General features: G+C 40.8%; 13 protein-coding genes. 3 read left to right on the plus strand and 10 right to left on the minus strand.

Annotated elements, in window-relative coordinates:
• Positions 1 to 69 precede the first annotated feature (69 nt).
• Complete coding sequence (locus ACQKKK_RS03525; RefSeq protein ID WP_427614150.1) at positions 70 to 432, plus strand: hypothetical protein; 363 nt, start codon at positions 70 to 72, stop codon at positions 430 to 432.
• A 637-nt stretch (positions 433 to 1,069) separates the two neighbouring features.
• Positions 1,070 to 1,576, plus strand: coding sequence for a YkyB family protein (locus tag ACQKKK_RS03530; RefSeq protein ID WP_061462243.1), 507 nt, complete (start codon positions 1,070 to 1,072; stop codon positions 1,574 to 1,576).
• A 62-nt stretch (positions 1,577 to 1,638) separates the two neighbouring features.
• On the opposite strand, the gene ACQKKK_RS03535 is transcribed toward ACQKKK_RS03530, so the two are convergent.
• From ACQKKK_RS03535 to corA, 3 genes are all read right to left on the minus strand, one after another.
• Positions 1,639 to 2,544 carry a chemotaxis protein gene (locus tag ACQKKK_RS03535; protein WP_427614152.1) on the minus strand — a complete coding sequence of 302 codons (906 nt, stop codon included), beginning with the start codon at positions 2,542 to 2,544 and terminating at the stop codon, positions 1,639 to 1,641.
• Positions 2,545 to 2,778: 234 nt separating this feature from the next.
• The gene (locus ACQKKK_RS03540; RefSeq protein ID WP_427614153.1) at positions 2,779 to 3,285 is read right to left on the minus strand and encodes an RDD family protein; all 507 of its coding nucleotides are present in this window, start codon (positions 3,283 to 3,285) and stop codon (positions 2,779 to 2,781) included.
• Positions 3,286 to 3,392: 107 nt separating this feature from the next.
• Complete coding sequence (corA, locus tag ACQKKK_RS03545) at positions 3,393 to 4,367, minus strand: magnesium/cobalt transporter CorA (protein WP_427614155.1); 975 nt, start codon at positions 4,365 to 4,367, stop codon at positions 3,393 to 3,395.
• A gap of 160 nt (positions 4,368 to 4,527) precedes the next feature.
• On the opposite strand from corA, the gene ACQKKK_RS03550 reads away from it, so the two are divergent.
• Positions 4,528 to 5,670 (plus strand): aminotransferase A, encoded by a 1,143-nt coding sequence (locus tag ACQKKK_RS03550; RefSeq protein WP_427614156.1) that lies wholly within the window; start codon positions 4,528 to 4,530, stop codon positions 5,668 to 5,670.
• A gap of 101 nt (positions 5,671 to 5,771) precedes the next feature.
• Here ACQKKK_RS03550 and ACQKKK_RS03555 read toward each other — a convergent pair whose 3' ends face one another.
• The 7 genes from ACQKKK_RS03555 to ACQKKK_RS03585 all read right to left on the minus strand — a co-directional run bounded on the left by ACQKKK_RS03555 (position 5,772) and on the right by ACQKKK_RS03585 (position 11,827).
• Complete coding sequence (locus ACQKKK_RS03555; protein ID WP_061462238.1) at positions 5,772 to 6,137, minus strand: hypothetical protein; 366 nt, start codon at positions 6,135 to 6,137, stop codon at positions 5,772 to 5,774.
• 65 nt (positions 6,138 to 6,202) lie between these two features.
• A complete protein-coding gene (locus tag ACQKKK_RS03560) occupies positions 6,203 to 7,075 on the minus strand; it encodes an NAD(P)-dependent oxidoreductase (protein ID WP_427614157.1) in 873 nt (290 codons plus the stop codon).
• Between the two features lie 37 nt (positions 7,076 to 7,112).
• Positions 7,113 to 7,898, minus strand: a complete 786-nt coding sequence (locus ACQKKK_RS03565) for an SDR family oxidoreductase (protein WP_427614158.1) — start codon at positions 7,896 to 7,898, stop codon at positions 7,113 to 7,115.
• 315 nt (positions 7,899 to 8,213) lie between these two features.
• A complete protein-coding gene (gene ptsP / locus ACQKKK_RS03570; RefSeq protein WP_427614159.1) occupies positions 8,214 to 9,932 on the minus strand; it encodes a phosphoenolpyruvate--protein phosphotransferase in 1,719 nt (572 codons plus the stop codon).
• The gene (locus tag ACQKKK_RS03575) at positions 9,932 to 10,198 is read right to left on the minus strand and encodes a phosphocarrier protein HPr (RefSeq protein WP_061462235.1); all 267 of its coding nucleotides are present in this window, start codon (positions 10,196 to 10,198) and stop codon (positions 9,932 to 9,934) included. The genes ptsP and ACQKKK_RS03575 overlap by 1 nt, the downstream gene beginning before the upstream one ends.
• A 214-nt stretch (positions 10,199 to 10,412) precedes the next feature.
• Positions 10,413 to 11,198 carry an ABC transporter permease gene (locus tag ACQKKK_RS03580; protein WP_427614161.1) on the minus strand — a complete coding sequence of 262 codons (786 nt, stop codon included), beginning with the start codon at positions 11,196 to 11,198 and terminating at the stop codon, positions 10,413 to 10,415.
• Entirely contained in the window at positions 11,198 to 11,827 is a 630-nt protein-coding gene (locus tag ACQKKK_RS03585) for an ABC transporter ATP-binding protein (protein WP_427614162.1), read from the minus strand. The genes ACQKKK_RS03580 and ACQKKK_RS03585 overlap by 1 nt, the downstream gene beginning before the upstream one ends.
• Positions 11,828 to 11,835: the final 8 nt, after the last annotated feature.

Genomic DNA, 11,835 nt, shown 5'->3' on the forward strand with positions numbered 1-11,835 from the left:
AAGATGAAACAGGCTCTTTTCTAAAAAAAATCCATACTATGTAAAGAATTAGAGAAAAGGAGGCTAATTATGCAAGTACAGCATTTTCCTTACTACCACTATCCACAAACCATAATGCTACAGAACGAATATAGAAATGCATATGGGAATGAATACGGACCTGAATATGGACCTGAATATTGGAATGACGAGCGCTTCTTTCCATTCTTTCCTCTATTGGCGCCTGTAGCTTTTGTTGCAGGATTGGCAATTGGACCGTTGCTATTCAATAACCGTCCACCAGTCTACCCTTCATATCCTCCTCCATTTCCGCCCGCTTACCCTCCTTATGCTGCTTACCCTCCTTATCAAGGTTTTCAGGGCTACCAGCAACAACAACTCAGCGCACCACAGGCTGGAGTATCCGAAAATATCAATATATACACTAGATAAGGATTGGACAGAAGGGTTTCGGAATGGTCTCATTCCGAAACCCTTTTGATTTCTTATTGGATTTAAAGCAGTTATAGAGAATCGTTGATCTCGCTGAATAGAATCATGTTTAGAAAACATCCTTATCACCTCAAGTTTTAATCCTTCTATTTTTATAACAAAAAAGACTGGAGGAAAAAGGGGTTCCATCTAAATGTTAAAACAAAGTGATTGGTACGGGTGTGCGAGCTCCTGCGGGAAAAGCGCTTCCAAGGGAGACTCTGCGGGCGGACCGCCCGCGGAAAGCAAGTGCCCTACGTTCTAATTTTAAAAACAAAAAAACTGTAGACAAACTCAATTTATTTATCGAGTTTGTCTACAGTCTGAGAAGGTCACATAAACGCCTTCTTTTTCTTATCCTAAAAGGCATCTGGTTGAATTTTACTTCCTTATATATTTTGAAGTGGTATAATATGAAATGCATAGATGGAAATGTGTTGGGAAATGATTGTCATACCCTAGAGATGTACATGCATTAATTTTTAACTATTTCTTGCCTTATTGGCACACGTCTATATTTCACCCAATATAAAAACAGGTTTTTATTGAAGGGTTCTACAACGCCCTTCTAACCTTATTAAGAAAAGGAGTTTCCATAATGAACCAAACGAAAGGACATTCTGAAAGGGATGAGTTTTCGATTAACTCCCTTGCCCAAGCCGTGTTTATTGTTAATAAGCACGCGAAGACTGCGTTGGAGCCTAAAAATTTATATAATTTGAAACGGCTCGCATTAAGCAAGCTTATGCAAGAAGGAAAAGCGAAGAAGATTGGACTTCATTTCTCTGATAACCCTCGCTTTGCAGCACAACAATCCGACGTGATTGTCGAATGCGGATCATATGTTTTTCATCTGCCTCCCACTAAGGAAGATTTGAAAAAACTACCCCACCTCGGCAGCCGGGCAGCATCCATACGTAATCCTAAAGCTGCGTTGTCATTATCCAAGGCAAAACAAATCCTGCAATCTTACGTTGGACAAGCAGGTGAAAAACAGCCGACCCCAACGAATACCGAGAAAAGGGCTTACGGGCGTGGGTCGGTCAAGCAACCTTTTCACAATCCATTCCCATCCTCCTTTTTAGGAAAAGGTTCCAAATATTAAGTATGAATGCCGGATAAATCAAACGGGCCGTAAGGTAATGCCTCATCGGCCCGTTTTCACATTTATAATATAAACCTGTCTATCAATTTTATAAGCTCGGCAATTTCAGGTTTGCTGATTTGGGCATCAGCCCCTACGACCTGCCCTTTATGACGCAGGCTGTCCGTAATCAAGGAAGAGAAAATAATCACCGGCAATACTGCGAGTTCACCGCTTTCCTTTATTCTTCTAGTCAAATGATGACCATCCATTTGGGGCATCTCAATATCGGTAATCACCAGTTGCACTTCTTTTTCGACCACTTTTCCTGAGTCAATCAAATTCTCCAGATAATTAATTGCATCAAGTCCATTTTCATAAAACTCCAAGTACTTGAATCCAGCTTCCGACAATGTATCAAAAAGCAGCTTTCTCAGTAATGGAGAATCTTCTGCAATCAGGATTTTCTTATCTGAGTTTTGTCGGCTACCGAGCTTTTTAACCTGCTGGATGTTTATTCCCGATTCCGGATTGATTTCGACCACTATTTTTTCAAAATCGAGTAACAGTAACATTTCGCTATTTAATTTTATTACTCCGATAATCTGACTTTCAAGCCCTTGATACATATCCGAAGGCTTCTCGATTTGAGACCAGGAAATACGATGGATCTGTGTTACAGTATGAACATGGAAAACCACTTTTTGCTGATTGAATTCAGCGACTATGAATTTATCCTGCTCAGGAGTTTCAGATGGCGGAAATCCCAAAGCATCCGCTACATTTACTACCGGCAGGACTTCTTCGCGAAGCTCAATGATCCCCTCCACATTTGGATGGGAATGAGGTACAAGCGTAATGGGGACAGGATTAATGATTTCTTTCACTTTAATTACGTTAATGCCGAATTTATTCTTACCGATGCCGAATTCCACTATCTCCAGCTCATTTGTACCACTTTCCAGTAATATCCCTTTATTAGCTTCCATTTCATCTCGCCCTTCTCTTACTTTTTCAATTTACAATTCCTAAATCATTTATCCGGCAGAAAAATCCTGCTTGTGTTACATGGACCTATCATGGTTTTTTATCATCAGCTCATACCTAATAATTCGGTTAATTTTGTCTTTTGTTTAGAGCAATGATAAAAAAAGGATCAAAAAGTGCTTATCTTTTCGGGCCAAACAAAAAAGGGACCCATACAGGTCCCCTTTTTACCCAGCTCATTTTTTTACTACTACCGTTCCGGCAATCATATCGTGAAGTGCCTGTTTCTTCGACGTAAACCCTGCCATGATATAACCGATATAAAAGATCATACCTGATAGTATCGTCGCAAAATAACGCCCTGTAGCTCTTCCAAAGCCAATTCTTTCTCCATTTAAATCCGTCACTTTAATATTCAGGAGTATTTTTCCGACACTGCCTTGCCATTTCGAGGAATGCAATAAAGTATAGTAAAGAAAGCTTATAAGTAGAGATAAAAATAGAATGATAATGGTCCCGGCCATGAAAGCGAATAAATCACTCAATGATGCCTCATAGTTAGGATCGTTTGTCGATTCCTGTAAATCCATCATCGCTCCACCCCAGAAAACACTTACAAAAACTGATATGATTCCGGTAGGGATCCCGATTATGATACCATCAATAATATTCGCGCCAAAGCGCAGCCAGAATCCAGCATACTCTCCTCTTTCCACTTGACTTTCAACAACACCAGCTTCCATTTAAACACCTCATATTCATAAATTTGGTACTTCATTCTTTTTAATTATATCAAAATAAAGTATCAAATTAATATGGATATTATAACAAACAGGTCAATTGGGTATTTTCAGCTCTTTCGTGACCTTTTCCTTGGATTGAGCCAACCTTTTCTAACAAAGTATAAAAACATCAACAGCGCAATCCCCCCCATCATTCCGAGGACCAAGAAATAGCCATAGTGCCAATTTAATTCGGGCATAAATTGAAAGTTCATCCCATACACACCTACTATGAAAGTCAGCGGCATGAAAATGGTAGTTATTACAGTCAATGTCATCATCGTTGAATTCATATTATTAGAGTTCACCGACAAATAACTATCCCGGATATCGGAGGAGAAATCCCGATACGATTCCAGCATTTCAGTTAATTTAAGAAGATGATCATACACATCAGTAAAATATAGGTGTTGATCTTTTAAGTAATTGAGGCGCTCTGATGAAATCATCCTGTATAATAAATCACGCATCGGTAATATGGTTCGACGAAGCCTGGACATATCCGTACGTAAATCGAATAGCTGATCCATCAAATCGTTTATCGTTTCATTTTCAGTATTGTCCTCAATGCTGCCCAACTCGCTTTCCATTTTATAGACGGGAGGGAAAAATTCATCGACGACCCTGTCAATTATCCTGTGCATCAAGAAAAAGGGGCCATGCATCAACATTTTATTATCAGAGATCTCTTCCCAGACCTTTTCAAGTTCAAGCATTTCTTCCTTATGAAAAGTGACTATCCATTTTTCACCAACGAACATATCCAATTCCACCGCTCTAAATACCCTTTGCCTTAGAGCATGTATTACAAGAAATTGGTAGTCCTCATAAAAATCCATTTTAGGACGCTGGTTAAAATCATCCAGGCAGTCTTCAATTGCCAGCGGATGAAAGTGAAAATGACTGGATAAAAATTCGATTTCGTTGTTTGCAGGATTGGAAAAATCCACCCAATACCACTCGATATCCGGATTATTCATTTCTGATAGCGGTAAACCGAAACGGATTTCTTGGTTAGTAGTAATTGCACATGTCCTTATCATTTGTATCAACCCTCAAAATTTTCTTATAAATACAGTATACCTTTAATTCATTAATCTCAAAAAGTATTTCTCCCCCATCCAAACTAAATGATAAAATATAAATGAATCCGTCAAACATAGTACATAATCTCATGAAGTATGAAAAGGGAGGATATTCATCATGGAACATTTAATAAACCCTCTAGTAAAAGACGTTCAAATATCAGGGATCCGCAAATTCTACAATATGGTCGCTGATATCGAAGGAACCATTTCCTTAACGATAGGACAGCCTGACTTTCCCACTCCAATGCATATAAAAGAAGCGGCAAAACAAGCCATCGATAATGATTATACCGTTTATACTCACAATGCCGGTTATCTGGAATTAAGGGAAGCTGCCTCTGAATATGTAAAAGAGAAATACAGGCTCGATTATGATCCAGCGAATGAAGTCATCGTGACATCAGGTGCCAGCGAGGGCATTGACATTACCTTTCGAACGATCCTCATCCCAGGTAACGAAGTCATATTACCAGGGCCGGTATATCCAGGATACGAACCCCTCATCAAAATGTGCGGTGCAACACCGATTTATGCCGATACAACAAAAAATGGATTTCGTTTGACTGCAGATATAATTGAGAAGTACATAACTGATCAAACTCGTTGCATCGTTCTTCCCTATCCATCGAATCCGACTGGGGTAACATTGTCTGCCGAAGAATTATTGGACATTGCCGAACTTGTAAGAGGCAAGGACATCTTCATATTGGCTGATGAGATATACAGTGAACTTGTATTCGATCAGGAACATGTATCGATTGCCACTTTCTTAAAAGAACAAACCATCGTCCTGAACGGTTTATCCAAATCCCATTCCATGACCGGGTGGAGAATTGGCCTTCTGTTTGCGCCGGCAGCCATCTCTCAGCATATTCTGAAGGTCCATCAATACAATGTTACTTGTGCCTCCTCCATATCGCAGAGAGCTGCCTTGGCCGCATTGACGGCAGGTAAGGATGATGCCATTCCCATGAAGACCGAGTATGCACGGAGACGGGAATACGTATACAGTCGATTACAAGCGATGAAACTGGAAATAGTCAAACCAAATGGTGCCTTTTACTTCTTTATAAAGCTGCCTGAAGGCTATACCTCTTCCATTGACTTTTGCCTCAATCTTGTCAAACAGGAAAAAGTGGCGGTAGTCCCTGGTGACGCTTTCTCTCCACTTGGGGAAGGGTACTTTAGGATTTCCTATGCCTATTCCATGGAAACCCTGGAAAAGGCTTTGGACCGCATAGAAGCATTTTTATCTTGAGCGAATCAGACAAAAAAGTGGCCTTCATTGGAATGATTGAAGGCCACTTTCCTATTCTCAAAGATTTCAGGCAACTGATGGTTTTTCACCATGCCGGACAACTAATACAATCTCCGTAAAAAACGAATTTCCCGATATCCTTCTTCTTTATTTGTCGTGGTAAGGCTCACTTCAACGATGGAACCGAGTAAATCAGCCATCACTTCTTCAAATTCCTTTGCGGAGCGCGGCTTTGAAAGACCTAAACTTTTCAATTCGCGCATCAGGATCTGGAAACCGGCATTCGTTTCGATATGACTGAATTTTACCGGCAGGATTAGCGGACTTTCATTCATTAATTTCAAATCCCAACGAATGGGCTTTGTTTGATGAATGGTTTTTTCGCGTTTATAACCTTCAATCCTGACAATATATCGACCATCCTCTAATTCCTGAAATTTCATGTTGATATCATCGAATTCGCCCATATCGATCGCTCCTTTTTGTAAAGGCTATCGCTATCAGCTTATTCATGAAAAAGAAATGCTAGCACTTAATTATAGTATTTATATAATGCCTGGGTACCGCTATTTTCCTCGCCAGCTTCTGCCAGCCCCTCATATAGGGATTTGCTCAGACTTAATCCAGGAGCGTCCATTCCCATTTTTTCCGCTTCATCAAGTGCAATCTTCATATCTTTAATAAAATGCTTGATATAAAAACCTGGTTCAAAGTCCCCTTTGACCATTCGCGGCACAAGGTTTGAAAGTGACCAGCTGCCAGCAGAACCCGATGATATGCTTCTTAGAACCCGGTCTGGATCCAATCCCGCCTTTTTGGCATAAGAAATCGCTTCAGTTACTCCGATCATATTAGATGCAATGGCGATTTGATTGCACATTTTCGTATGCTGTCCTGACCCCGCTGGGCCTTGATATACGACATTGCTGCCAATAATATCAAAAATGGACCGAACCGCTTCAAATGCCTCACTTTCCCCGCCCACCATGATCGTAAGCTTCGCATCACGAGCACCGATGTCTCCTCCGGAAACCGGTGCATCCAATGATTGCATTCCTCTTTTCTTGGCTTCCTCTGCTATTCTCATGGCCAAGGATGGGGTGGAGGTCGTCATATCGATTAAATGGGTTCCTTTTTTCCCATTCTCGATAAGCCCATTTTCTCCAAAATAAATTTCTTCCACATCGCTAGGGTATCCTACCATGGAAATGATCACATTAGCTATATGTGCAATTTCCTTAGGTGCAGATGCCCACTTCGCTCCCTTTGAAAGCAATTCACTTGCCTTCTCTTTCGTCCTGGTATAAACAATTACCTCAAATCCTGCCTTTAGTAGATTTACGGCCATGCTTTTTCCCATTACTCCTAAACCTATGAATCCGATTACTTCGTTCGATTTCGTCACTGAAAATCCCTCCCAATCATTTTGTTTTCAAAAAAACTTAAATCGACTTTATCATTCCCCCGTCAACCAAATAGGACTGGCCCGTTAAATATGTATTCGCACCTGAAACAAGGAAAGTAACGAACTTAGCAAATTCCTCGGGTTCCCCGTAACGGGCAAGAGGGATTTTATTTATGGATTGTTCAGTTATCTTCTCGGGAGTGACGCCTTGTTTCTCTGCATTCATTTTATCAAGGTGCTGAATGCGGTCTGTTGCAATTCTTCCCGGACCAACTGTATTGATCAAAATCCCGTCTGGAGCTAACTCGGTAGCAAGTGTCTTTGACAATCCCACGATTGCGGTGCGGAATGTATTCGATAATATCAATCCTGGAATAGGCTCCTTAATGGATGAAGATGCAATATTAACAATTTTTCCGCCCTGTTTTTTTAGATGCGGCAAGCTCTCACGGATCGTCCTGATGAAGCTCAATAAATTAAGTTCGAAAGATTGTTGCCATTCTTCATCATTGAAATCTGAAAATGAACCCCCAGGAGGACCTCCGGCGTTATTAATAAGAATGTCGATACCGCCGAACTCTTCAGCTGTTTGCTCAACCAGGCTTTTAATGTCTTCAGCTTTTGTTATATCCGTTGCCATATAAGCCACTTTACCCGCCCCAAGCTTTGATAATTCCCTTTGGACGGCGGCAAGCTTTTCTCCATCACGGCTGGCTAGCATGACATTTGCTCCTTCTTTAACCAATTCAGCTGCCATCGCCTTCCCTAATCCTTGGCTTGAAGCTAAAATCAAAGCATTTTTCTTTTGCAAATGTAAATCCATCTTAGATCCCCCATTTTCATAAAAAATTTAAATATAATTTCATTATATCGTTTCATTTGAAAAGTGAAAAATCTGAATAATCATTCCCGTGTTTTTTTATTTCCCTTGGATAAACTCAAAAAAATTGCCGGTTGGATTAACCAACCGGCGACAAAGGGGGAAATGAGAATGTCAGCTGCCCTAATAGAGCCAAACAACTGTGCTTGCTTTTTATTTACCCCCATTTTGTTGCAATAAACATTCTTTCTAAATGATTTAAGAAAAATTACAGGACAGCACCCCATCCGAAGGGGACGGGGTGCCGTTTGTCATTATTTATTGCTTCAAAGCGTTAACTACCGCTTCTTTCACTTTATCATTTGTATCCATTACCAAAACATCCTGAGACAGTTTTTTCATCTCTTCAAGCGAAAGTTGGCTAATCAAGGAACGTGCTTTTAGAATGGAAGTGGCACTCATGGAAAATTCGTCGAGACCCATTCCGATTAAAATTGGAACAGCTACTTCATCTCCAGCCATCTCACCGCACATTCCGGCCCATTTCCCTTCTTTATGAGCTGCATCTATAACCATTTTAACCAGGCGAAGAATAGCTGGATTATATGGTTGGTATAAATAAGATACTCTCTCATTCATTCGGTCAGCGGCCATCGTATACTGAATCAAGTCATTAGTGCCTATGCTGAAGAAATCGACTTCCTTAGCAAATATATCAGCCATCACTGCAGTTGAAGGGATTTCAACCATAATTCCGACTTCAATTTTTTCAGCAACTTGAACACCATTATCAAGCAATTCCTGTCTAACTTCAGCCAAGACGGCTTTTGCTTCGCGGAATTCGCCTAGTGTTGCAATCATTGGGAACATGATTTTCAAATTTCCGTAGATGCTTGCACGAAGCAGGGCACGGAGCTGTGTCCGGAAAATCTCCTGCTCATTTAAGCAGAGCCGAATCGCCCGGTATCCAAGGAAAGGATTCATTTCCTTAGGAAGCTCTAAATAAGGCAACTCCTTGTCTCCGCCTATGTCAAGCGTTCTGACGACTACAGGCTTTCCTGACATTCCTTCTAGCACCGCTTTGTATGCCTCGAACTGTTCTTCTTCACTTGGAAAGTCATTTCTGCCCATATAAAGAAATTCAGTACGGTATAACCCGATGCCTTCACCGCCATTTTGATGAACGCCCTCTAGATCTTTCGGCGTACCAATATTGGCAGCCAATTCCACATGATGGCCATCTTTTGTAACCGTTTGTTCATGGACCAGCTTCGCCCACTCAGCCTTTTGCAAAGCATAGGCTTCCTGTTCCTCTTCGTAGCGTTTCACGAGTTCAGGAGTAGGGTTGATGTGTACTTCACCTTTTAACCCGTCAATAATAACCAAGTCACCATTTTCGATGGACGAAGTTACTGACTTTGCTCCTACGACTGCTGGAATTTCCAATGAACGCGCCATTATGGCTGAATGGGATGTACGTCCACCGATATCGGTCGTAAAACCTTTGACGTAAGCCGGATTCAACTGTGCTGTATCGGATGGAGTCAAATCCTCCGCAATGATAATCACTTCTTCAGCAATCATGCTTGGATTTGGAATATGAACACCTAAAAGATGCGACAGTACCCGTTTCGTGACGTCTCGGATATCAGCTGCACGTTCCTTCATGTATTCATTATCCATTTGTTCAAACATCGTAATGAACATGCTTGCGGTTTCATTTAAAGAGAACTCAGCGTTGACGTTTTCTGATTGTATTTTATCCTGAATTGGAGTTATAAGTTCCGGATCAGCCAAAACAAGTAGGTGCGCGTCAAAAATAGCGGCCTTATCGGCCCCTAAGTCCTTTTCGGCTTTTTCCCTGATTATCTCCAATTCAACTGTTGACTTTTGAATAGCTTCCTTAAAACGGGATATTTCCGCCCCGACATCTTCTATGCTTCTTTTTTCAATCGAAAGATCTGGCTCAGTCAGCCGGTAGGCTTTAGCGATGGCTATTCCGTTTGAAGCTGCTATTCCACTAATCAAAGTGGACATTATTCTGCTAATCCTTCTCTGTTCAATGTTTCAGCAAGTGTGTTCAGTGCATCATTTTCATCGCTTCCTTCAGCAGAAATCGTAATCTCTGCCCCTTTGCCAATTCCAAGTGACATTACACCCATAATGGACTTAAGGTTCACTTTTTTCTCTTTATAAGAAAGGTTTATTTCTGAATCAAATTTTCCTGCAGCTTGTACTAGCAATGTAGCCGGACGAGCATGAATTCCTGTTTCTGCAGTTACTGTAAATGTTTTTTCTACCATATAAATCAATCTCCTTTAAGATAAATTAACAAAAATAGGTTATGTAAGGGGTTTTCTCTATCCAATCAGGAAAGAAATGAAAAAAGATATGCCCTTTTCCTTATCAGAATATCATTATCATTCCCAACAAACAAACCAAAACTATCTGGTACCTAAAAAATAGTACAAAAATATAGATAGAACTGCAACTATTACTTTTTAGATTCTTCAATGATTAAATGGACAGCTGTGCATTTTTGGTAAAAAAGGCTCTGAAACTCAGCATAATGAAAAGGACAACTGTTAATGAAACACTCCCGAGAATCCCGATAAGTATGGCAATCTGATATTCAATTGCGATGAGCGGGCTTATCCCCGACAGGATTTGCCCTGTCATCATTCCAGGAAGGAAAATAATCCCCATTCCGAGCATATTGTTCAAAGTTGGGAGTACTGCCGAATCGAATGCAGCATCCACATATTTCTTCACTGCCCTCGCTGGTGTCGCTCCAAGCATTAACATCGCTTCTACCTTTTCACGATTACTGCTAATCCCATCATGGAGGTTTTTAAGTGCTAATGTCACTCCAGTCATCGCATTCCCCACGATCATCCCTGCTATTGGAATGAAATACCTTGGCTCATACCAAGGCGTGAAATGGATCACGACCAGATTAAAATAAAACAAGGCGGCCATGGGACCTGTCAACATACTTATGATAACCATCCTTTTGATTTTCTCATTAAGCGTATAGGGCACTTGCTTAAAAATATTATGGATGGAGAACAGGGACATCGCACATAGAAACCCTAAAGAAAGTAAAGGGTGGGTATTTTCAAAAATATATGTCAAAACATAACCCGCAAGAATGAGTTGGGCCGTCATCCGTACCGTGGCGAGAATGATTTGCTTTTCCCGTGAAATCCCTCGCCATTTCACGATAATGAGCAGAACTACAACAAAGAGGTAGGCCGCACAAAGACGCCAGAACTCAATATCTATTATCCCATTTCCCTCCATTAATAGTCACTCCCCTTTGCCTTTTTCAGAACGATCATCTTTTCAGCACAGATGTCCGCGAGTTGTTTTGAATGGGTTATCATGATGACCGTTCCCTTTTCCCGCTTCACTTCTGCTATAAATCTGCTCATGACCTTCAATTCTGTTTCCTCATCTAGCGCAGCTGTAGGCTCATCCAGTAAATAAACTTCGGGTTTTAACAATAGTAATCTAGCCAGTGCCAGCCTTTGTTTCTCACCGCCAGACAGAATCTCCGCATCATCGGATAAAGACTTCTGCAGTAGAACCGTATCAAGGGCTTTCATGAACTCTGCCTTCTCTTTCTTTTCTCTTTCTGTCAATTCTAGGCCCAATTGAAGATTTTCTTCAATCGTACCGGGTAAAATGAATGGTGTCTGAGAAAGCATAGTGACTTTCCGACGGTGCTCTATAGGATTAAGGTTATCTAGCAGCTGATCTTGATAAAAGATCGAGCCGCTGTCCGGTTCATTCATTCTGTTCAATAATCGAAGCAGTGAAGTTTTTCCGGCTCCACTTTCTCCAGCCAAACAAGTAACCATATTTGCTGAAATTTTCAGACTATCAATATTTAAAATCCCTTTATATCTAATCTTTTCTAGCCTAAACATACTTTTTC

The organism is Peribacillus sp. NPDC006672 (assembly GCF_050274955.1).
Taxonomy (GTDB): Bacteria; Bacillota; Bacilli; order Bacillales; family DSM-1321; genus Peribacillus.

What these genes read in the sequence shown, in the direction of transcription:
- ACQKKK_RS03525 (WP_427614150.1), top strand. Translation starts at nt 70, where the DNA reads ATGCAAGTACAGCATTTTCCTTACTACCACTATCCACAAACCATAATG.
- ACQKKK_RS03530 (WP_061462243.1), top strand. Translation starts at nt 1,070, where the DNA reads ATGAACCAAACGAAAGGACATTCTGAAAGGGATGAGTTTTCGATTAAC.
- ACQKKK_RS03535 (WP_427614152.1), bottom strand. Translation starts at nt 2,544, where the DNA reads ATGGAAGCTAATAAAGGGATATTACTGGAAAGTGGTACAAATGAGCTG.
- ACQKKK_RS03540 (WP_427614153.1), bottom strand. Translation starts at nt 3,285, where the DNA reads ATGGAAGCTGGTGTTGTTGAAAGTCAAGTGGAAAGAGGAGAGTATGCT.
- corA (WP_427614155.1), bottom strand. Translation starts at nt 4,367, where the DNA reads ATGATAAGGACATGTGCAATTACTACTAACCAAGAAATCCGTTTCGGT.
- ACQKKK_RS03550 (WP_427614156.1), top strand. Translation starts at nt 4,528, where the DNA reads ATGGAACATTTAATAAACCCTCTAGTAAAAGACGTTCAAATATCAGGG.
- ACQKKK_RS03555 (WP_061462238.1), bottom strand. Translation starts at nt 6,137, where the DNA reads ATGGGCGAATTCGATGATATCAACATGAAATTTCAGGAATTAGAGGAT.
- ACQKKK_RS03565 (WP_427614158.1), bottom strand. Translation starts at nt 7,898, where the DNA reads ATGGATTTACATTTGCAAAAGAAAAATGCTTTGATTTTAGCTTCAAGC.
- ptsP (WP_427614159.1), bottom strand. Translation starts at nt 9,932, where the DNA reads ATGTCCACTTTGATTAGTGGAATAGCAGCTTCAAACGGAATAGCCATC.
- ACQKKK_RS03575 (WP_061462235.1), bottom strand. Translation starts at nt 10,198, where the DNA reads ATGGTAGAAAAAACATTTACAGTAACTGCAGAAACAGGAATTCATGCT.
- ACQKKK_RS03580 (WP_427614161.1), bottom strand. Translation starts at nt 11,198, where the DNA reads ATGGAGGGAAATGGGATAATAGATATTGAGTTCTGGCGTCTTTGTGCG.
- ACQKKK_RS03585 (WP_427614162.1), bottom strand. Translation starts at nt 11,827, where the DNA reads ATGTTTAGGCTAGAAAAGATTAGATATAAAGGGATTTTAAATATTGAT.